This is a genomic window from Streptomyces sp. NPDC048481 (assembly GCF_043200075.1).
In the GTDB taxonomy this organism is placed as follows: domain Bacteria; phylum Actinomycetota; class Actinomycetes; order Streptomycetales; family Streptomycetaceae; genus Streptomyces.
Genome location: NZ_JBICXC010000010.1, coordinates 193,283 through 214,555 on the forward strand (window position 1 = coordinate 193,283; position 21,273 = coordinate 214,555).

16 protein-coding genes and 1 pseudogene are annotated in these 21,273 nt (G+C 70.7%); 10 read left to right on the plus strand and 7 right to left on the minus strand.

What is annotated here, in order from left to right; translation table 11 throughout:
* Positions 1 to 72: 72 nt before the first annotated feature.
* From ACGFSH_RS27175 to ACGFSH_RS27190, 4 genes are all read left to right on the plus strand, one after another.
* Positions 73 to 996: a TauD/TfdA dioxygenase family protein gene (locus ACGFSH_RS27175; protein WP_393353149.1), complete on the plus strand. Its 924-nt coding sequence runs from the start codon at positions 73 to 75 to the stop codon at positions 994 to 996.
* Between the two features lie 152 nt (positions 997 to 1,148).
* On the plus strand, positions 1,149 to 2,480 hold the full coding sequence (locus ACGFSH_RS27180) for an MFS transporter (RefSeq protein ID WP_393353151.1): 1,332 nt from the start codon (positions 1,149 to 1,151) through the stop codon (positions 2,478 to 2,480).
* 44 nt (positions 2,481 to 2,524) lie between these two features.
* On the plus strand, positions 2,525 to 4,252 hold the full coding sequence (locus ACGFSH_RS27185) for an aldehyde dehydrogenase family protein (protein ID WP_393353153.1): 1,728 nt from the start codon (positions 2,525 to 2,527) through the stop codon (positions 4,250 to 4,252).
* Positions 4,253 to 4,352: 100 nt separating this feature from the next.
* A complete protein-coding gene (locus tag ACGFSH_RS27190; protein ID WP_393353155.1) occupies positions 4,353 to 5,828 on the plus strand; it encodes a long-chain fatty acid--CoA ligase in 1,476 nt (491 codons plus the stop codon).
* A gap of 156 nt (positions 5,829 to 5,984) precedes the next feature.
* Here the strand turns inward: ACGFSH_RS27190 and ACGFSH_RS27195 are convergent, their stop codons facing one another.
* Entirely contained in the window at positions 5,985 to 6,932 is a 948-nt protein-coding gene (locus ACGFSH_RS27195) for a DUF389 domain-containing protein (protein ID WP_393353157.1), read from the minus strand.
* A 372-nt stretch (positions 6,933 to 7,304) separates the two neighbouring features.
* Here ACGFSH_RS27195 and ACGFSH_RS27200 point away from each other — a divergent pair.
* The 4 genes and pseudogenes from ACGFSH_RS27200 to ACGFSH_RS27215 all read left to right on the plus strand — a co-directional run.
* A pseudogene (locus ACGFSH_RS27200) lies at positions 7,305 to 7,553 on the plus strand (glycoside hydrolase family 15 protein); the annotation flags it as partial.
* A 3-nt stretch (positions 7,554 to 7,556) separates the two neighbouring features.
* Positions 7,557 to 8,501, plus strand: coding sequence for a cyclase family protein (locus tag ACGFSH_RS27205; RefSeq protein WP_393353159.1), 945 nt, complete (start codon positions 7,557 to 7,559; stop codon positions 8,499 to 8,501).
* A 9-nt stretch (positions 8,502 to 8,510) separates the two neighbouring features.
* The gene (locus tag ACGFSH_RS27210) at positions 8,511 to 9,056 is read left to right on the plus strand and encodes a gluconokinase (RefSeq protein ID WP_393353161.1); all 546 of its coding nucleotides are present in this window, start codon (positions 8,511 to 8,513) and stop codon (positions 9,054 to 9,056) included.
* Positions 9,057 to 9,220: 164 nt separating this feature from the next.
* On the plus strand, positions 9,221 to 10,801 hold the full coding sequence (locus ACGFSH_RS27215; RefSeq protein WP_393353163.1) for a GMC oxidoreductase: 1,581 nt from the start codon (positions 9,221 to 9,223) through the stop codon (positions 10,799 to 10,801).
* A gap of 61 nt (positions 10,802 to 10,862) precedes the next feature.
* On the opposite strand, the gene ACGFSH_RS27220 is transcribed toward ACGFSH_RS27215, so the two are convergent.
* The 5 genes from ACGFSH_RS27220 to ACGFSH_RS27240 form a co-directional block, all read right to left on the minus strand.
* The gene (locus tag ACGFSH_RS27220; RefSeq protein ID WP_393353165.1) at positions 10,863 to 11,906 is read right to left on the minus strand and encodes a cytochrome d ubiquinol oxidase subunit II; all 1,044 of its coding nucleotides are present in this window, start codon (positions 11,904 to 11,906) and stop codon (positions 10,863 to 10,865) included.
* On the minus strand, positions 11,903 to 13,405 hold the full coding sequence (locus ACGFSH_RS27225; RefSeq protein ID WP_393353167.1) for a cytochrome ubiquinol oxidase subunit I: 1,503 nt from the start codon (positions 13,403 to 13,405) through the stop codon (positions 11,903 to 11,905). The genes ACGFSH_RS27220 and ACGFSH_RS27225 overlap by 4 nt, the downstream gene beginning before the upstream one ends.
* A 75-nt stretch (positions 13,406 to 13,480) precedes the next feature.
* The gene (locus ACGFSH_RS27230; RefSeq protein WP_393353168.1) at positions 13,481 to 14,524 is read right to left on the minus strand and encodes an FAD-dependent oxidoreductase; all 1,044 of its coding nucleotides are present in this window, start codon (positions 14,522 to 14,524) and stop codon (positions 13,481 to 13,483) included.
* Positions 14,525 to 14,530: 6 nt separating this feature from the next.
* Entirely contained in the window at positions 14,531 to 15,370 is an 840-nt protein-coding gene (locus ACGFSH_RS27235) for an SDR family oxidoreductase (protein WP_393353169.1), read from the minus strand.
* A gap of 406 nt (positions 15,371 to 15,776) precedes the next feature.
* On the minus strand, positions 15,777 to 16,490 hold the full coding sequence (locus ACGFSH_RS27240; protein WP_393353170.1) for a peptidylprolyl isomerase: 714 nt from the start codon (positions 16,488 to 16,490) through the stop codon (positions 15,777 to 15,779).
* A 431-nt stretch (positions 16,491 to 16,921) separates the two neighbouring features.
* Here ACGFSH_RS27240 and ACGFSH_RS27245 point away from each other — a divergent pair, with 431 nt between their 5' ends.
* Together ACGFSH_RS27245 and ACGFSH_RS27250 are read left to right on the plus strand one after the other, a co-directional pair.
* Positions 16,922 to 18,664: an endo-1,4-beta-xylanase gene (locus ACGFSH_RS27245; RefSeq protein WP_393353171.1), complete on the plus strand. Its 1,743-nt coding sequence runs from the start codon at positions 16,922 to 16,924 to the stop codon at positions 18,662 to 18,664.
* Positions 18,665 to 18,932: 268 nt separating this feature from the next.
* Positions 18,933 to 20,243 carry a serine hydrolase domain-containing protein gene (locus ACGFSH_RS27250; RefSeq protein WP_393353172.1) on the plus strand — a complete coding sequence of 437 codons (1,311 nt, stop codon included), beginning with the start codon at positions 18,933 to 18,935 and terminating at the stop codon, positions 20,241 to 20,243.
* A 328-nt stretch (positions 20,244 to 20,571) separates the two neighbouring features.
* On the opposite strand, the gene ACGFSH_RS27255 is transcribed toward ACGFSH_RS27250, so the two are convergent.
* Positions 20,572 to 20,973 (minus strand): TraR/DksA family transcriptional regulator, encoded by a 402-nt coding sequence (locus tag ACGFSH_RS27255; RefSeq protein ID WP_393353173.1) that lies wholly within the window; start codon positions 20,971 to 20,973, stop codon positions 20,572 to 20,574.
* Positions 20,974 to 21,273 lie beyond the last annotated feature (300 nt).

Below are 21,273 nucleotides of genomic sequence, written 5' to 3' on the forward strand. Positions count from 1 at the left end.
GTACACCCTTGCCATGGCGTCTCCATATATCGATACTCCCGGTAACGATTCTTCACGCCGTTCGGAGGGACCATGAACGCCACCGTCGCCAACCCCAAGCCCGTCCTCGACAAGCCCTTGATGCACTACGGGGTACGAGTCCTCGACCGCACATCGCCGGGGACTCCGGAGACCGGGTACGAGCTCCTCGACATCACTCCCCTCACCCCGCACTTCGGCGCCGTCCTCGGTGGCGTCGACCTCACCCAGGCGATCGGGGACGACCTCGCCGAGGAGCTGCGGCAGGCACTCCTGGAGTGGAAGGTCGTCTTCTTCCGCGGTCAGACGGGCTTCACCGCCGAACACCAGCTCGCGCTGGCCGGGCTCTGGGGGCCGCCCGAGCCCAACCCCTTCTTCCCCGGCACCGAGCGCGTCGGCGTCTCCCGGCTCGCCAAGGACGCCCAGGCCCAGGGCAACAAGAACATCTGGCACAGTGACCACTCCTTCATGGTCAACCCGGCCCTCGGCTCGGTGCTCCGCGCCGTCGAGGTGCCCGCCGCGGGCGGCGACACGATGTGGGCCGACATGGGCGCCGCGTACGACAACCTGCCCGAGAAGCTGAAGGAGCGGATCGAGGGCCTCACCGCGGTCCACGACTGGGAGCCCAGCTGGGGCGCGCTGATGAACGACGCGCAGAAGGCGGCCTTCCGCAAGAACTGGCCACAGGTCGAACACCCGGTCGCCGTGCGCCACCCGCGCAGCGGCCGCAGGACGCTCTACGTCAACGAGCCCTTCACCACCCGCATCGTCGGTCTGTCGGACGCCGAGAGCCGCGAGCTGGTGGACGAGCTGGTGCTTCAGGCCCGTATCCCCGAATACCAGGTCCGCTTCCACTGGGAGGCCGACTCGATCGCCATCTGGGACAACATCGCCACCCAGCACTACGCGATCAACGACTACTACCCGCGGCGGCGGGTCATGGAGCGCGTCGCGATCGCGGGCGTCCCTCTTTCCTGAAACCCGGCGTTCCCGGGCCTGACCCTGGTTCTGACCCAGGCCCGGTCAGGCCCTGGCATCCCTTCCTCTTCGTCCTCGTCACTCTTCTTTCCCCCGCCCTTCCCGCCCTCCCCGCCCGGCAATGACGCCGGCCGCACCCATCCGGAGGATCCGTGACCGCCGCTGACACCACGTCGAGGCCGCTCGGCGATCCCACCTCGGCAGACCGCAGCACCAGGTCCCGCGCCTGGACCGTCACCGGCCTGCTCGTCGTCTTCATGATGATCAACTTTGCGGACAAGTCCGTGCTGGGCCTGGCGGCCGACGAGATCCGCGCCGATCTGGAACTCAGCGCAACCGAGTTCGGCCTCGCCAACAGCGCCTTCTTCCTGCTCTTCTCGCTCTCCGCCGTCGTGGTGGGCGTGTTCGCCGACAAGGTGCGGCCCACCACGGTGCTCCTGATCATGGCCCTGCTCTGGTCGGTGGCACAGGTGCCGCCCGCCATCGGCGGCGGGCTCGCGGTGCTGGTCGGCTCCCGGATCGTGCTCGGCGCCGCGGAGGGTCCCGCCTTTCCTGTCGCCCAGCACACCACGTTCAGCTGGTTCCCCGACCACCTGCGGAATCTGCCCGGCGCCCTGGTCACCCTCGGCATCACCCTCGGCGTGATCACGGCGGCCCCCGGTCTCACGTGGATCATCGACAACCACCACTGGCGCACCGCACTGTGGGCGCTCGCCGCCGTCGGCCTGGTGTGGGCGGCGGTCTGGCACTTCCTCGGCGAAACCGGAACGCACCGGACCGCTGACGCACCCGACCGCGGCGACGCCGCCGCGGTCCGCACCGGAACCACCGCACTCGAAACGGCCGGCGAGCGGGTCGCGTACCGGCGCATCTTCGCCACTCCCACCTGGCTCGCCGTCACCGCCGCGTACTTCACCTCCTACTGGGCCGTGGCGCTGATGCTGGTGTGGCTGCCCTCCTACCTGCGCAACGGACTCGGCTACTCCTCCTCCGCGGCCGGCCGCCTGGTGGTCCTCCCGTGGGTGATGGGCGCGGTCGTCCTGCTGACGCAGGCCGGAGTCACCGGACGGCTGATGCGGCGCGGCGTCAGCACCCGATGGGCGCGCGGCGCGGTCGGCGGCGCTGCGCTCGGCCTGGGCGCGCTCGCCTGCCTCGGCGTGCCCCTGGTGGACGGCACCGGCACGAAGACCGCGCTGCTGGCGGTCGGGATGGGCCTGGCCGGTTCGTATGCCGCCGTCGCGACCACCACCGTCTCCGAACTGGCCCCTCCCGCCCGGGCAGGCGGGGCCCTCGGCGTCATGAACGCCGTGGTCACCACGGCCGGGCTGGTCGCGCCGGCCATCGTCGGTGTGATGGTCGACCAGCAGGGTCCGGGCGGCTATCAGAACGCCGTGATCGTGACCGGCGCGATGCTGCTCGTCGGTGGGCTGCTCTCCGCCACGCTCGTCGACCCGGCCCGCGACCGGGCCCGGCTGCGCGCCTGATCCGTACTCCCCATGTCCCGCCCCCGACCAGGAGCTGACTGACGATGCCCCACGCCCCCGCCTCTGTTCCCGCCGCCCTCGACTCCGCGCTCTTGGACCGCGCCGTCGCCGATCTGCGCGCGGGCGCCGAGACCTGGACGGCCACGCCACTCGCCGAACGGATCGCGCTGCTGGAGCGGATGCTGCCGCGGATCGTCGCGCGCGCCGCGCGGATGGCCGCGGACGCCGCCGTCGCCAAGGGATACGTCCCCGACTCCCCGTGGGCCGCCGAGGACTGGATCGGCGCTCCCTGGGCCCTCGTCCAGGGAGTCAGCGCCCACCGGCACGTACTGCGACGGATCGCCGCGGGCAAGCCCCCCGTCGATCCGGGCGCCGTGCGCGAGCGCGGCGGGCGGGCCGTCGTGGACGTCTTCCCCGCCACCGGGTGGGACGCGCTGCTCCAGAACGGGACCACGGCGCAGGTGTGGACGACGCCCGGCACCACCGCGCGGCAGGTCCTCGACCGGGCTGCCGGGGAGTACCGGGGACGTGCCGGCCGCCCCGCCGTCGCGCTGGTCCTCGGCGCCGGGAACGTCGCGGCCATCACCCCGCTCGACATCCTGTACAAGCTCTACGCCGAGGGACAGACGGTCATCGCCAAGATGAACCCGGTCAACGACTACCTCCGGCCGCATTTCGAGCAGGTGTTCAGCGAGTTCGTCGACCGGGGCTGGGTGCGCTTCGTCGACGGAGGCGCCGACGTGGGCGCCCATCTCGCCGGGCACGAGCATGTCGACGTCATCCATGTCACCGGCAGCGAGCGGACGCACGACGCGATCGTATGGGGTACGGACGAGCGGGCCGCCGAGCGACGCCGTACCGACACCCCCCGCAACGACAAGCCCTTCAGCAGCGAACTGGGCGGGGTGACCCCGTGCATCGTCGCGCCGGGCGACTGGAGCGCCGCCGCCTTCCGCTACCAGGCCGAGCACATCGTCACCAGCAAGATGAACAACTCCGGGCACAATTGCGTCGCGAGCCAGATCCTGATCCTGCCCCGCGACTGGGACGGCAGCGACCGGCTGCTCGGCGAGATCCGCCGGGTGCTGCGCGAACTTCCGCCGCGCGCCGACTACTACCCGGGCGCGGCGGGCAGGCTGGACGCGGTCCTGGCCGCCCATCCGGAGGCCGAGGTGCTCGGTGACGGGGCGTGCCGGGTGCTCGTCCCCGATATCACCGTCGAGGACGACGTACTGCTCTGCGACGAGGTCTTCGGCAGCGCGCTCGGCGTCGTCCGGCTTCCGGGATCCGACGCGGAGGCGTTCCTCCGCGAGGCCGTGGACTTCGCCAACGACAAGCTGCCCGGCACCCTGGGCGTCACGCTCATCGTCGACCCCGAGACCGAGCGCGCCCACCGCGTCGCCGTGGACTCGGCGGTCGAGGCTCTGCGCTACGGCACCGTCGGCGTCAACGTCTGGTGTGCGATCGGCTTCCTGCTCGGCTACACGCCCTGGGGCGCCTACCCCGGCCACACCCGGCAGGAGATCGGCAGCGGCATCGGGTTCGTGCACAACGCGTACCTGCTGGAGGACGTCGAGAAGTCGGTGATCCGATCACCGTTCGCCCCCGCTCCCCGCGGCCTGTTCACCGGTTCGCCGTCGCTGGCGCCGCGGCCTCCGTACTTCGTGACCAACCGCACCGCCCTGACGACCGTCGAGCGGCTGACCCGCTTCACGGCGGCACCCTCCGTCGCCAAGCTTCCGGGCCTTTTCGCGTCGGCCCTGCGCGGCTGACCCCGCTGCCCCCACAGTACCCGCCGCACCCGCCGGCAACGCCGCACCCGCCCACGCCCGCACGCCCCGACCACCCCTCGGACCGACCCGAAAGCCACCCATGAACCTCGCCGCGAGACTGACCCGCACCGCCGCCGAACACGGCCACCGCATCGCCGTCGAGCTGGGCGGCAACGCCCTCACGTACGCCGAACTCGACACCGCGGCCGGCCGCGTCGCAGCGCTGCTCACCCACCGCGGCGTCGCCCCCGGCGACCGCGTGGGCGTCATGCTGCCCAACGGACTCGACTTCCCGGTCCTGTACTACGGCATCCTGCGCGCCGGCGCCGTCGCCGTCCCCATGAACCCGCTGCTGAAGTCCCGCGAGATCGCCCACTATGTGGGTGACTCCGGAGCGGTGCTGCTGTTCGCCCACCAGGCGTGCTCCGCCGAGGCGGTAAGAGGAGCGGAGGGCACCGCGACGACCGTGGTCCCGCTCGCCACGGACACGCTCACCGAACTGCTCGCCGGGCATACGGTGCCGGCTGCTCCGCACCCCCGCGCGGAAGACGACACCGCTGTACTGCTCTACACGTCCGGCACCACCGGCGCCCCGAAGGGCGCCGAACTCACCCACGCCAACTTGATGCGCAACGCCGAGATCTCCGCGCGGTCGCTCATCCGCCTCACCCCCGAGGACGTGATCCTCGGGTGCCTGCCGCTGTTCCACACCTTCGGCCAGACCTGCGCCATGAACGTCGCCGTCGCGGTGGGCGCGCGGCTGACCCTGATGGCCCGCTTCGATCCGGCCGACGCGCTGCGAACGCTCCAGGACCAGGGCGTCACCGTCTTCGCCGGAGTACCCACGATGTACGCCGCACTCCTCGCGGCCCGTACCGCGCAACCCGAGTCGTACGACGCCGCCACCCTGCGCCTCTGCCTGTCCGGTGGCGCGGCCCTGCCCGTCGAGGTCCTGCTCGGTGTCGAGAAGGCCTTCGGCGTGCCCGTCCTGGAAGGCTTCGGGATGTCCGAAACGTCGCCCGTCGCCTGCTTCAACCACCTCGACCGCCCGCGCAAGCCCGGCTCGGTGGGCACCCCGATCGAAGGCGTCGAGCTGCGCCTGACCGACGTGCGCGACGGTGTCGGCGAACTGTGCGTGCGCGGCCACAACGTCATGAAGGGCTACTTCGGGCGCCCGGGGGCGACGCGGGAGGCGTTCAAGGACGGCTGGCTGGCGACCGGCGACCTCGCCCGCGTCGACGAGGACGGCTACTACTACATCGTCGACCGGAAGAAGGACCTCATCATCCGCGGCGGATTCAACGTCTACCCGCGCGAGGTGGAGGAGGTGCTGTACGAACACCCCGCCGTCGCCGAGGCGGCGGTCGTCGGTCTGCCCCATCCGACCCTCGGCGAGGAGGTCGCAGCCGCCGTCGCGCCGCGCCCCGGGGCGGACGTGACGGCCGACGAGCTGCGGGACTTCGTCCGAGAGCGGGTGGCGCCGTACAAGTACCCGCGCGCGATCAAGCTGATGGAGGCACTGCCGAAGGGCGCCACCGGCAAGATCCTCAAGCGGGAGATCACCTTCGGCGCCTGACGGACACCGTGAGGCGCGTTCCGAGCGCAGCTTCGAGCGGCCTCCCGACGCCAGCCCTGCCGGCAGGCGCCGAAAGGCGGCGCATGCCGCCGCCCGTGGCGTTCGCAATGCACACTGGCCGGACAGTTTCCCGGACGGCTGTGGGTCGGGGGCGTGTCAAGCGGCCGAGGACCGGTTGCGCAGCCCGATCCGCCTCCAGACGGCGCGCTGGAACTTGAGCGTGGACACCCCGACGGCGATCAGCAGCCCGATGTTGAGCAGGAGTTGGAGGAACGAGCCGCGTGCTTCGCTCCAGCTGGAGTAGGCGAGGGCGACTCCCACGTCGGCGGCGGCCGGGATCGTGGTGACCGAGATGAAGACCCCGATCAGGGCGCTCGTCCTGGCCTGCGTCAGCGAGACGATTCCGACGATTCCGGCCAGAGCCGCGACGACCGCGGAGAAGAAGCCCGGGGTGTCGATCAGTGTGGTGACCGGCCTGATCCCCAGGTCGAACAGTTTCGGAGTGAGGCCCGCGCCCCTGACCCCCCAGGAGAACAGGAAGGTCACCAGGACCGCCAGCGTGAAGCCGGCGGTCAGGGCGAGCAGTCCTTGCCTCACTCTGGCTCCGTTGCGGCGGTCGATGCCCAGCGCCACGCTGGTGATGGCGCCGTACTCGGGCCCCACGACCATGGCCGCGACGATCAGGATCTGCGAATTGGACAGGATCCCGACCGCCCCGATCACGCCGGCGATGGCGAGGTAGAGATAGAAGCTGGGAACGTACGTGCCCTCGGCGCGGATGCGCGCTTCGACCTCTTCCCACACCGGTGTGTGGGCCAGCGGCCCCAGTCTGCGCTGCTCGGCCTCGGCCGCCTTGTCGGAGAACGCCGTGTCGACGGGTTCGATGACGATGGATCCGCGAGAGTCGATCTCCAGGGCGCGCAGTCCGCGCAGTACCGCGCTCGCCTCCCCGGCCAGTACGTCGCACTGGATGGCGTCGCCCACCGGATTGCGGGCCTCTCCCGAGAGCACGAGGTTGAACACGCAGCGGTCGTCGGACAGCAGCTCGACGGTTCGAGGTGTGAGGTCGGGCGGGCTCACGAGTCGAACGTGGATCAAGTCCAAGGCCGGTCTCCCAACTTGGCCGGCTGCGGGGCAGGGGTGCTGAGGACCATGGCCGGCATGCGCTCGTGGTGATGGATCGAGCACAGAAGGTAGCAGCGACGTCCGCCGATTCACCGTCGGAGCGGCGTGTGGCGGCGGCGCTTCCGCAGACGGATAGTGGAAGCCGGAAGGAAGCGCAATGGTGGGTGCTCGGGGAGACAGTGGAGTGACCCGATGGACCGCTGCCCTCCCGTCGCCGACCACGGCCTCGTCGGCGATCTGCAGCCCGCTGCGCCCGTCTCCTCTCAGGGAGTGGTCGACCGGTCCGCGGCACCACGCTTCGACTCGCCCGTCATCTTCGCCGCCCTGTTGGACCACGACGGCGGAGGGCCGGTCTCCGGCAGCCTCGTCCACCGCTACGACCCCGCCGTCTCCCCGGAGGCGCGGGCGGGGCGGCTGGAGCAGGCCCGCTACACCTTCGAGAAGATGCAGACCTACGCCGATCATGTAGGCCTGTTCTCGGAGGAGATCGGTCCGAGCGGCGAGCAACTGGGCGACTTGCCGCAGGCGTTCACCCACCCGGCACTCTTCAGGGCCGCGGGAACCCTTGATGAGGCTCCCGACGCGGAACACGGACGCTGAGGCGTGGCCTCCCGTCATTCTCGCGAGCGGACGCTCCGGCTGAGCACGGCCGAGTTCGACGCTCTGTACCGGCGGCTCGAGTCCGGCGCCTCCTGGGCGGCCGGCGCACGGGGAGCGCTGGCCGCGTTGACACCGGATCGCGTGAGCGCGGCCGCGGCTGAGATACGGACCGGCAGGACGGTCACCCTGGCCGCGCCGGTGGAGACGTCGACGGGTCCCGACAGCCCGGAGCCCGCCCGGCACACCATGCGCGCCTGGTCCGGGGCGCCCGACGATCAGGGACTGCACTTCGCGCGGGACAGCTTCGCCATGAACGTGCACGGAGACACCGACAGCCACCTCGACGCCCTGTGCCATGTGATCTACCGGGGCACCCTGCACGGCGGGGTGGCCGCGAGCAGTGTCACGTCGGACGGCGCGACGGCACTGACGGTCGGGGCGCTCGCCGACGGAATCGTCGGCCGGGGCGTGCTGCTGGACGTCCCCCGGCTGCACGGGGTTCCCTGGCTCGAGCCCGGCGAGCATGTGCGGGCCGAGGACCTCGAAGCCGCCGAGACCTCCCAGGGCACCCGGGTCGGCGAGGGCGATCTGCTGTTCGTTCGAGTGGGGCACAGAAAACGCCGGGTGGAGGAGGGTCCCTGGCACACGGCGACGGCCCGGGCCGGCCTGCACCCGGACGCGCTGGAATTCCTCGCGCAGCGCCGCGTCGCGGTCCTCGGCGGCGACGGCAACAACGACACCGCGCCCAGTGCGGTCGACGGCGTCGGCTTTCCGGTGCATGTGCTGGCGATGCACGCGATGGGCGTGCACCTGCTGGACTATCTGCAGTTCGAGAATCTGGCGCCGGTCTGCGCGGCGGAGGGACGCTGGTCCTTCTTCTGCATCGTGGGCCCGCTGCGGCTGCCGGCCGCGACCGGATCACCCGTCAACCCGATCGCCGTTCTGTGAGGAGGCAGCATGGGCGGTCCTTCCCAGACGCCCGCGATCGTCCTGGTCATGGGAGTGTCGGGGAGCGGAAAGTCCTCGGCAGGGATCCTGCTGGCCGAGCGGCTGGGGGTGCCGTTCCTGGAGGGGGACGATCTCCACCCGGCGGTCAACCGCGCCAAGATGGCCGCCGGCCGACCGCTCACCGAGGAGGACCGGTTGCCCTGGCTGGAGGCCGTGAGCGCGTGGATCGAGCAGGCGTGGGCCTCCCGGTCCGGCGGCGTCGTGGCCTGCTCGGCGCTCAGGTACCGGTACCGCCAGATGTTCCGCCGGGCAGGGCCCGGTGTCTGGCTGCTGCACCTCGCACTCGACGAGGCGACGGCGCGGCGCAGAGTCGCCGGGCGCACGGCCCATTTCATGCCCGCCGCTCTGGTGGACTCCCAGTACGCCGTGCTGGAGCCGCTGCGCCCGGACGAGCCGGGCCTGACCCTCGACGCCGACGCCTCCCTTCAGACGATCGTCGACCGGGCGGAAGCCGCTCTGCGCGGCCTCGGACGGGCGACCGGAGAACACCCTTGAGGACTCGGGCGGGGCCGTGTCCGGCGCCGCTTCGCCGGAGTGCCGGGCACAAAGCCCCCGGATAGGATCGGATCCGTACGCGGTGCAGCTTGTGGGTGGTCCCGCCGTGGGGGGTTTCGAGATCCGGACAGCGAAAGCCAGCGACTCCACGGACGGAGCGTCTCATGACCGGCGACCAGCACTACGACGTCATCGTCATCGGCACCGGAGCGGGCGGCGGCACCCTCGCACATCGCCTGGCGCCCAGCGGCAAACGCGTCCTGATCCTCGAACGCGGCGGATACCTGCCCAGAGAGCGGGACAACTGGGACTCCACCGCCGTCTTCGTCCAGGGCCGTTACCGCGCACCGGAGTTCTGGTACGACAAGAACGGCGACGAGTTCCCGCCGGAGGTGAACTACTACGTCGGCGGCAACACCAAGTTCTACGGGGCCGCGCTGTTCCGGCTGCGCCCCGAGGACTTCGGCGAGATACGCCATCACGACGGCTTGTCACCGGCCTGGCCGATCGACTACGAGGATCTGGAGCCGTACTACACGCAGGCCGAACACCTCTACCTCGTGCACGGCCGGCACGGCGAGGACTTCACGGAGGGCCCGGTCAGCGGTCAGTACGCCTACCCGCCGGTCGAGCACGAGCCGCGGATCCAGCAGCTCAGCGACGATCTGGAGAAGCAGGGCCTGCACCCCTTCCACCTGCCGATCGGCGTGAACCTCACGCAGGACGAGAACGGACGCGCCACACACGCCAGTGCCTGCATCCGCTGCGACCGGGTCGACGGGTTCCCGTGTCTGCTGGGCGCGAAGTCCGACGCGCAGGTGCTCTGCGTCGACCCGGCGCTCGAACACCCCAACGTCACCATGGTGACCCATGCCGACGTCCGCAGGCTGGAGACCGACGCGTCCGGCCGGACGGTGACCGGCGTGGTGGCGGACCTCGAGGACGGCACCACCGAGACGTTCGGCGCCGACATCGTGGTCGTCGCGTGCGGCGCGGTGAACTCCGCTGCCCTGCTGCTGCGTTCGGCCGGCGACCGGCACCCGGCGGGCCTGGCCAACAGCTCGGGCGTCGTGGGCCGTCACTACATGCGCCACAACAACCTGGCCCTGATGGCCGTGTCGAAGGAGCCGAACCCCACCAGGTTCCAGAAGACCATGGCCCTCAACGACTGGTACTCGGGCGCCGACGACTGGGAGTACCCGCTCGGCGGCATCCAGATGCTCGGCAAGTCGGACGCCGACCAGATCCACGGCGAGGCCCCGCGCTGGGCCGGCAAGGTATCTCCCGACATGCCGTTCGAGGTCCTCGCCCATCACGCCGTCGACTTCTGGCTGTGCGGCGAGGACCTTCCCCTGGCCGAGAGCCGGGTCACCCTCGACCAGGACGGCGGCATCCACCTCGCCCTGGACGAGAAGAACAACATCGCGGGCCTGAAGCGCCTCCAGCACAAGTTGGAAGGGCTGCTGGGCCACTTGGGGATGCACCCCCACCGTCTGCTGTCCCACAGTATCTATCTGCACAAGGGGATGCCGATCGGGGCGACGGCGCATCAGGCCGGTACGGTGCGCTTCGGAACGGACCCGGAGAGTTCGGCCCTGGACACCGACTGCAAGGCCCACGATCTGGACAACCTCTACGTCGTGGACACGTCGTTCTTCCCCAGCATCGGCGCGGTCAACCCCTCGCTGACCGCCATCGCCAACGCCCTGCGGGTGGGCGACCACCTGATCGAACGGCTCGGTTGAGCGGAGACGGGCCGGCCCGTGCCAGGGGGCACCGGTGCGCGGCGGCACGGGCCGGCCCGTCTCATCCGTCGTCCCCGGGAAGCCCCGCGGCCCGTGTGTCCGCGTCGGTGAGCGGCTCCAGCCGTCCCTGGGTGTCGAGCCGGTACACCAGCACCAGCCCCGGGCCCACCAGCACGACCGCGATGAGCGTGACGATGCCCAGCCAGCGCAGCGTGTGCGCGGCGCCGGCCCCGTCGGCCACCGTCAGCGTCGTGGGCAGCAGATAGGGCCGCTGGGCGAATCCCCAGGCCACGACAGCCAGCGCGACCGTGGCCACCGATGTGTACCGCGGCCACCCGTGCACCCGCCTCAGCAGGAGCACCACCGTCAGCGCGCCGGAGCAGGCCGCCAGGATCACCATCAGCAGGCCCGGGCCCCGCGTCATGCCGTGCCAGACGTAGGAGGCGTCGTGGTGGGTGACGGGCAGGGCGATCACCGCCAGGACCACCACCGCGCCGAACGCCGACAGTGCGCGAAGCCGGAAGTAGCCGACGAGGTCGTCCGCGCCGAACCGGCGGGCGTCCGAGACCAGGAAGACCGCGCCGAGGAACGCGGCGGCCGCGATGGCGAGCAGACCTGCCAGGATCGACGTGGGGTTGGCCCAGACATGCGCGGTGGCGGGCGTGCCCACCTCGACCCGGCCCGAGGCGATGCCGCCGAGCACGGAGCCGAGGAAGTACGGCGTGATGAGCGAGGCCACCGCGAACACCGAGCCGTAGACGCGCCGTCGGGCCAGGCGCCTGCTCGGTTTGCGCAGGGCGAAGCCGGCACCGCGCAGGACCGTCCCGACGGCCGCGAGGACCAGCGGCAGCCACAGAGCGGTGAACACGGCCTGGAACATCGTCGGGAAGCCGGTCCACATGAGGACGAGGACGAAGATCAGCCAGACGTTGTTGACCTCCCACACGGGAGCCATGGCGTGGTCGATCAGCCAGCGTGGCCGCTTGCCCCGCTCCGCACCGCCCGCCAGCAGGTCCCAGAAACCCGCTCCGTAGTCGGTGCCCCCGCCGCAGGCGTAGGCGGCGATCACCACGACGAGCACCCAGGCGATGACGTCGGCCATCATCGGTCACCTCCGGCGGGACCCTTGGAGGATCCGGTCCCCGGGCCGGCGCCGGGCGGGGCCCCGGTGGTCACGGCGTCGGCCGCGTGCCGCGGCCCGTAGGGGGTGTCGGCTTCGGGCTCGAGAACCGTGGCCGACGACGCCGCGGCCTCGTCGGCCACGCGCCATCGGGACCGCATCTTGAGCAGAATCGCCAGGAACGACCCGAAGACCGCGACGTAGACGACGATCACGACCCCGAGCACGGCCCAGATCCCCCCGGCCCCGGTCGGGGTGACGGCCTCGGACACGCGCATGTGGTTGTAGACGATCCAGGGCTGCCGGCCGACTTCCGTGGCGATCCAGCCGCACTCGACGGTCACCAGGCAGGCCGCGCCCGCCAGCGACGCGCAGCGGAAGAACCAGCGGTTGGCGGGCAGGTCCCGGTGTCGCCACCAGAGCCACGCGTACCACAGGGCCAGCACGATCAGCACGCTGCCGATGGTCGCCATGATGTCGAAGCAGAAGTGCACGAGCGTCGCCTGGGCCGCGGTCGGCCGGTTCCCGGCCGGCACCGAGGTCAGTCCGGTCACCTTGGTGTCGGGTCTGAAACCGGCCAGGATGGAGTCCAGTTGCGGGATCCTGATGCCGCCGGAGATGGACCCGTCGGAGTTCAGCCGGCCGAAGACGTACTCGGGCACGTGCGTGTCCGTCTTCCAGACGATCTCCATGGCAGCGAACTTCACCGGCTGCTTGTGGAACACCGAACGGGCCGCGGAGTCACCGAGGAAGAACTGGATCGGCGTGAGGATCGCCGCGACCGTGAACGGCACGGTGAAGCCCAGTTTGTGGTAGCGGTCGCGGCGGCCGCGCAGCCAGCCGACGGCGTACACGCCCGCGACGACGTAGCCGGCCGTCAGGAACATCGCCACCACGAAGTGCCAGTACTCGGGACCGAACATCGGGGTGAAGACGGCCTGCCGCACGTCGACGTCGGTCGGACGGCCCTGGGCGTCGACCCTGAACCCTTGCGGGGTGTTCATCCAGGAGTTGGCGGCGATGATGCCGAACGCCCCCATCAGAGCGGCCAGCGGCAGCGGCACGGCCAGCCAGAAATGGGTCCACGGCTTGAGGCGGCGCCAGCCGTAGAGGTAGATGGCGATCATGACGGCCTCGAGGAAGAACGCCCATGCCTCCACGCCGAAGCCCAGGCCGAACACGTCACCCCAGCGCCCCATCATGCCCGGCCACAGCACGCCGAACTCGAAGGACAGCACGGTGCCGGTGACGACACCGATGGCGAACTGCACCGCCATCACCGCCGACCAGCGCCGGGCGAGCTTCATCGCCACCGGGTCGTCGCGGCGCAGGCCCCGGTAGTGCATGACCAGCGTGATGAAGGGCAGGGCGACCCCGAAGGGGACGAGCAGGATGTGCGAGGCCAGCGTGAAGGCCATCAGTTCGCGGGAGGGCAGGAGCTGGGCCGGTGTGCCGGCGGCCAGGTGCACTGCTGTGCTGAGCATAGGTGCCTCGGTGATCTTCACCCGCTTCGGCGGGGAACGCAGGGACAGGACCAGGCCGGCGGTTCACCACCCGGATCAGGGCTCGCGCGGCGCCGCGGCGACCCGGTGCCGCTCAGCGGGGACGGCGCCGGGCAGCGTGAAGGCCCGCTCCCGCCGTGCGCCGGACGCGAAGACGACGGACCAGCTCAGCAGCGCGCCGAGCCTGCTGCGGAACTCTGTGAGGAAGGCGATGTGAGTGAACAGCCACGTCAGCCGGCCGGCGACACCTGACAGGTGCACGGGCCCGGCCTCGACGACGGCCCGTCCGCGCGCGATGCAGGCCGCACTGCCCGGCTCCACGTACCTGAAGGGCTTCGGCTGCTTCGCCCGGCCTTCCACCGCACGACGCACGGATCGCCCCGCATACGCACCCGACTGCAGGGCGATCTCGGCCAGGCCGGGCAGGTGGTCCAGGGCCAGCCCATCATGTCGCCGGCCACCCGGATCACCGGGTGGCCGGGAAGGGTCAGATCGGGTTCGACGGCGATACGGCCGGCGCGGCCCTGCTGCGCACCGGTGGCCCGCACCAGGGCCGCGGCGATGGGCGGCGCCTCGACCTCGGCCGTCCACAGCACGGTGCGCGCCGGAGGCCGCACGGTCGGCGCCGTCCCGGTCCTGCACCGTCAGCCCGTGCTCGTCGAGGTCGACGACCCGCGTGCCCGGGTGGAGCTGCCCACCGGGATCGCCCGGCGCGTGAGCTGCGAACTCGTCATGGCCGAAATGCGACTGACGCGTGCCGGCGGCGACGATCAGGTCGTCGTAGGGAACGACGACGCTGCCGCCTTCCGGCCGCTGCGCGTGGACGACGCGCCCCTTCACGTCCACCACCTCGTCGGCGTCGGCCGGCAGGCAGCGCACCTTGGCGTTACGGCGCAGGACCGCACGCGAGAGCTGCGCGATCTGGCCCTCCGACAGGATCCCGGCCGCGCACTGGCACCGCAGCGGCTGGAAGAGGTGATGCGCCCGGCGGTCGATCAGCGTCACCGCGACCGGCGACCGGCGCAGGGCCCGCGCCGCGAACGGCCCGGCGAAGCCGCCCCCGACGATCACCACCCGCCGGGGCGTCACATGGTCTTCCACCGGGCGTCAGCCGCCGGTGGCGAAGCCGGGGAAGAGGGTCATCCCGCCGTCGACGTACAGGGTCGTGCCGACCACGTAGTCGAGCAGGTCGGAGGACATCGCGACGACGGCGTCGGCGATGTCCTCGGGGTCGCCGACCCGGTCGTACGGGATGAGCTTGAGGAGATCGGCCTCGGCCTCGGGCGTGTCCCAGGCAGCCGTGTTGATCGGGGTGCGGACGGCGCCCGGCGCGACCGCGTTCACGCGGATGCGGTGCGGTGCGAGCTCCTGGGCCAGGGTCTGCATCAGCATGCCGACGCCGCCCTTGGAGGAGGCGTAGTTCACGTGGCCCGACCACGGGATGATCTGGTGGACCGAGCTCATACAGATGATCTTGCCCGCCGAGCGGGACACCTCCGGCACGACACCGCGCCGCATGAACTCCTTGGCGGCCTCCCGCGCGCACAGGAACTGCCCTGTCAGATTGACGTCGATGACCTTCCGCCACTGGGCCAGCGACATGTCCACGAGCGAGGAATCCCGCTGGAGGCCGGCGTTGGCCACCATGATGTCGATGGTCCCGAACTCCCGCACGATCCGCGCGACCATCTCGACGACCTGGTCCTCGTCGGACACGTCGGCCTGATGGGCGTAGGCGGCGACCCCGAAGCCCTTGATCTGCTCCACGACCTTCTCGGCCTCGTCGGCTCCGACGACGTAGTTGACCACGACGTCCGCCCCGGCCCGGCCGAGCGCGATGGCGGTCGCCTTGCCGATACCCGAGTTCGCACCGGTCACCAGGGCCTTCTGCCCCCGCAACAGCCGTGCGACCGACGGCGTACCGCTCTCCTCGCCACTCCCTGCCACCACGATCCTCCTGCCTCGATGCCCACGCGCACCGCCCCTGGTCGGCGGGAAGACCTCGCGGACGACGCCAAAACGCAGTGGCCAGCGAAATGCACAGCCACGTGAGCGGCGGCCCGACACGCGAGGCCGCTCCCGCTTCGGCCGCCGATCCCACCCCGATGGCGCACGCGGATCGAGAGGACGCGAACGGGCTCCCGATGCCAGGCCGGGCAGCAGAGCCACATCGGAGCCCCACCGGGCGTGCGGAGGTCTTGATCACGCGTGGAGGGCGGCGCCGGGCGAGGCCGGGCATGGTGCCGGCGCCCGCCGGGAGCGGCCACAGCGGAGGCGGTGGCCGCGACGGTGCCGGAAGGCCTTCACGAGTCCATACGAAGGCACGGCTGCACCCGCGGCGCCCCCGCCACGGTCATCGGGACCGACACGACGGGCGGACGCTGAGCAGCTCGGACCGCACCGCGGGCGTACCGTCGACGGGCGCCGGGTCCTGCGAGGTGGGCTCGATGCCACCGGCAGCGATCTTGTCGAGCGTCTTCAGCCCGGCGGGACCGACGGTGCCGAACACCGTGTAGTCGGGTCGCAGCGCCGAATCGCCGTAGACGACGAAGAACTGCGAACCGTTCGTGTTCGGACCGGCGTTGGCCATCGCGAGGACACCGCGCGCGTACAGGCGACGGACGCCGGTCGGATCGGTCGGCGCCGGCGGCAGGTCCACCGGCAGCTCGTCCTTGTACGCATACCCGGGCCCACCCTCGCCGGTACCGGTCGGGTCGCCGCACTGCAGGACCTTCAGCGTCGGATACGCCGTCAGCCGATGGCACACGGTCCGGTCGTAGAACCGATGCCGCGCCAGGTGCATGAAGCTCTGGACCGTGCACGGCGCCTTCGCCCGGTCCAGGAGCAGCGGGAGCGGGCCCTGGCTGGTCCGCACCGTCATGGCGACCGTGCCGTGGCTGGGGGTGCGCCGCGGGTCGGGAGGCAGGGAAACCGGCCGCGCCGGCGGCTCGTCGGGGGTCTGGGTGTACTGGCAGGGGCCGTGCGTGGTTCGCGGCGGGCCGTCGTCGGCGGAGGCGGTGGTGCTGCCCGCGGACACGACCAGAGCGGCTGCCAACGATGCGGTCATGACTGCTCGGTTCATCCTGCACGCCCTTCAGAAGATCGCCAGCTCGGAGCGGTCGCAGCCTAGAGCGCCGTCCGGCGGCTCGAGAACCCGCCCGCAAGCCACATCCGCCTCCCGGATTTCGGCCCACAACCGCCGGCCATCCCGCTCGGCTGCGGCTCGACGTCGGTCGGCCGAGCGTCGGTTGGTCCGTCACTTCGTCCTCGGTCGTTCCAGCCCGCTGACGCACGTCCAGGGCGGCCGGCGAGCGGGCTCTCGCGGTGCCGGCAGGGAGTGGTGACCCCATGGTCGTCCCGCAGGCCGCAACGATCCGGGCCCGGCTCCGCCACACGAGCTGGGACGTGCCACGCAAGGCCGCCGTACCTCACGTGTGATGAACTGTGGCCCGGTTTCGAGGCGTTGATCTTGTCTCGAACAAGAGAGTGGGAGGGACCGTGGGCCTCGGTGGGGGGACGTGGCAGCGGCTGGCCGCCGTGGTGCTCGTCATGACGGTGGCGGCCGGGTGTACGGGGCAGGGCCAAGGCGCGGGCGGCGGAAAGGACGAAGACCTGCTGCGGAACCACGACTGGACGCAGATGCCGGGCACCACCGCGCGGAACGACGTCCTGCGGGTCAGCGCATTGGACCGGCACATCGTGGAGCAGGACTCCTCCGGCGGCCAGCCCAACCCCCCGCTGAACCTGGCCGGCCCGCATCTTGAGTCTGACGGCGACTTCACCGTCACCGCGCGCATGTCCGGTGTGGGTGACGATGACGGCGGCTCTTGGCTGCGGCTGTACGGACGTGTACCGGTCATCTACGACGAGTGGCGGCAGGAGCGGCCCTCACTCCGCGTCGGCGTGACCGCTGACGGGCAAGTGAAGGTACAGGTATGGGACGGCGAGGGCGATGAGCCTGCCACCTCCGAGGATTTCGACTGCGGCTGCTCCGGGACGGTGACGCTCGCCGTGTCGAGCATCGGTGACACCTTCCGCATGAAAGCCGACGGGCGGCGGCTGGGAACCGTGCGGGACCCGGGGGTGTTCGCCGAGGGCACTGTCTGGTTCGGCCTGGAGGCTGACGCGGGCGAAGACGATCGCCGCGAGGGCTGGCGTCTGACGCAGCTGACCGCGCGGGCAGAGAGCGGTGACTCGCTCCACGTGATCAAGGCGCCGCAGCTACGCCAGGAGCAGTCCGACGACTCGCTGCGTGCGCGGGCCGCGGACGTGGGGCGGCCGTTCGACGTCGGCACCGCCCTGGCCGAGAACCCGCTGCTCACCGACTCACGCTACCGGGCGCTCGCGGGAAGCCAGTTCTCCATGCTCACTCCGGAGAACGCGTTCAAGCCACAGTTCCTCCACCCACGCCCGGACGTCTACGACTTCCGCGACGCGGACCTGCTCATGCGCTTCGCCCGCGCCAACGACATGAAGGTGCACGCGCACACCCTCGTCTGGCACGAGGCTCTGCCCAATTGGATGCGGGAGAACGACGACCCCGAGGAGGTGCGCCGGACCATGCTCCGGCACATCGCCATGGTCGCCGGGCACTTCAAGGGAAGGGTCGCGGAATGGGATGTGGTCAACGAGCCCATGTCCGACGACGCGAAGAGCTACACCGACGGCGATCGTGGTCTGCGCTCCGAGCAGAGCCCGTGGTTCGAGGCCATGGGCGAGGAGTACATCGACGAGGCGTTCAGGGCCGCGCACAGGGCCGATCCGAAGGCACAACTGTTCCTCAACGAGTACGGGGTCGAGGAGGAAGGCAAGCGGTGGGACGCCCTTTACGATCTGGTCAAGCGGCTCAAGGAACGCGGCGTACCGATCGACGGCGTGGGTTTCCAGAACCATGAGTACGCACCCGGCGACCGCATCGACCCGGAGACCTTCCGCAGCCATGTGCGGGATCTGGCGGAACTCGGGGTTCAGGCGCGGGTGTCGGAGATGGACGTCCCCGTGGGTGAGGACGAGGAGGACGGGCAGCGCACCCAGGCTGACGAGATGGCGGGCAAGCTGCGGGTCTGTCTGGAGGAGCCGAACTGCACATCGTTCTCCACATGGGGGTTCACCGACCGGTACGGTTCCACCGCCGACACCAAGATCTATCCTCCGCGCACGGCCGATTCCCTGCCGTGGGACGCGGCCTTGCGGCCGAAGCCGGCCTACGAGCGCTTGCTCGAGGCCTTTGACGAGGCGTGAGAAATCAAGGTGCGAGCTCTCGGTTCGGTGTCGATGGCAGCGAGAGTCAAAGAGCGTCTTGTCGGGCCAGGGGCGTTTGACGAGGCGGCGGCGTCGAGCAGAGTACGGTCGCTCGAGAGGGTGGCACGTGGGATTCAACGCCGGTATGGGGCCCCTTCCTTGGTCGTGCTGTGCGCGGCCTGTGATCATCCGCACGAAGGATGTAAGGCGCATCCACGATCGATGACGATGACGGGACGAAGTCCGTACACGAGGAAAGGGACACCCTTTGCGCATCCTCCAAATCGTCGGAACCGTCGTGGGCACCACCCTTCTGCTGACCGCCACGGCACCGGTCGCACAGGCGGACGCCAGACCGACCGCGAAAGCGTCCGATTCCCCCTTAAGCAACGGGACATTGGACCCCGAGGCCCTCGGCGCCGGCCTCCGCGCCGTTCACGACGCGGGCATGTACGGCGTCTACTCCTCAGTGCGCGACGGCGCCCAGTGGTGGACCGGCGCGGCCGGCGTCGCGGACGTGGACACCCGGCGCCCGGTCCGGCCGGGCATGCTCCACCGAGTGGGCAGCGTCAGCAAGGCCTTCACCTCCGTCGCCCTTCTCCAGCAAGTGGAGCAGGACCACGTCCGACTCGACGCGCCCATCGGCGACTACCTCCCCGACCTGGTCCCGGGCGAGCGTGGCCGTGAGATCACCGTCCGCATGCTCTTGAACCACACGAGCGGCATCGGCGACTACATCATCGGCGCCTTCCCCTCCCTCGCCCACGGCTCGACTTCCAGCCTCGACGAGGAGCGCTTCCGCTCCATACCCCCGGAGGAACTGGTCCGCCTCGGGCTGGCGGCCACGGCCACCGGTGAGCCCGGCGAAAAGTGGTCGTACTCCAACACCAACTACGTCATCGCCGGGCTGCTCCTGGAGAAGGTCACCGGCCAGGACGCCGAGGCGTACATCACCCGCCACGTCATTGCCCGGGCCGGACTGCACCACACGTCGTTCCCGCGCTCCCCCTACATCCGGGGCTCACATCCCCGTATGTACGAGTCGTTCTACGGCCTGATCGACCCGCCGCGCGACTACAGCGACTACAACATGTCCTGGGCGTACACCGCCGGTGCGATCGTCTCCACCACCGACGACCTCAACCGCTTCTACCGCTCCCTGCTCGGCGGCAAGCTGATCGGCCCGGCCGCGTTGCGGGAGATGCAGCGGACGGTCCCAGCCGGCGCCATGGACTACGGCCTGGGGATCTATACCATCGACATCCCCGGTTGCGGCCGTTTCTGGGGACACGACGGTGCCGTCTTCGGCGCCGGCACCATCGCCCTGTCCAGCCCCGACGGCAAACACCAGGTCGCCATGGGCTGGAACCTCATGAAGTACCAACGTCTCACCTCCGACGGCTCCGGCTTCGAACCGAGCCCGATCGACGACGCCCTCAGCGAGCAGGTCGTCCGCGCCCTGTGCCCGGCGGGCACGTGGTCCCCTGCGCCCGGCAACCGCTCCGTGACGGGGCCGGCCCGGACGATTCCGCCCGGCGTGGACCTGGGTCCCACGGCGTGGGCTACGACCCTGCGCTGAGACGAGGTTCCTGACCCGCTGCGGGCCGACGTCACTGCGCTGCGCCACCCCAGCCTGCTGGGGTGGCGCAGTTGCCGCGCTGCGGCGGCTGCCAGCGCCTTAGCCGAGACATGCGGAGCGTCGAGGCGGGTCCGCCGATCATCTGGCGGTCGGGCCCGCTTCACGCGAACAGTTGAACCGTTGCCCGGCGGTCCGGATACTGTTCGGCTCAACCCTTGCCAGTGGAGCGGGGGCCCACGTAACCACCGGGTCGCGGCGCGGGAAGCCCTTGCATTCCCGTGTCATCAGTTGGTGCGCGACCGTGGGGGTGCCGGTGAGCCGGCTGGCGTCAAGCGCGGCGTGAATCGGACCGGGCGCAGCGGACACAGGTGGTCGCTGCCGGACGGATCTCGAGGCGTTCCGGCGGGATCGTCTTGCCGCAGACTTCGCACTGCCCGTACTCGCCCCGTTCGAGTCGTTCCAATGCCCGGTCCAGTTCTTCCAGGTGCTGGCGCGCCTGTGCCATCAGGGCGACCACGTGAGCTCGCTCGAAGGCGGTGGTGCCACCTTCGGGGTCGTGCTCGTCGTCTACCGCGACCAAGGCGTTCGACGCGACGATCCCATCGAAGTCGCGGCCCAGTGCAGCCGCCCGAGCCAGGGTGTCCGCGCGGTCGGCCGCGAGGCGTGCGCGGGCGGTCGAAGAGGGGGACGGACCGGACTCGTCATGGCCCTGCTGGGATACGTGGCCCATGCCGGAACAACGCTGATTCGCGATTCCCTATTCCCCCTCCGCACCTCGCTGCTCTTCACCTTCGGGATGTGACGCCGGGGGCGTCGCTTCCTGTTGCGGGAACTGCCCCGTCAGCAGGAGCTGTGGGCGCTGGCAAATCCCAAGCCGGACGAGCGCGAGGCCATGCTCGGGTCCGCGGTCACATCATGCCTTGACGCCGGGCCGGGCCCGTCACCACGGGGGAAGGCGACGGGCCCGGCACCCCACAGTGCCACAGGGTTCGGAACTGCGCACCGCCTTCGGAAATGCGTCAGGCGTGCG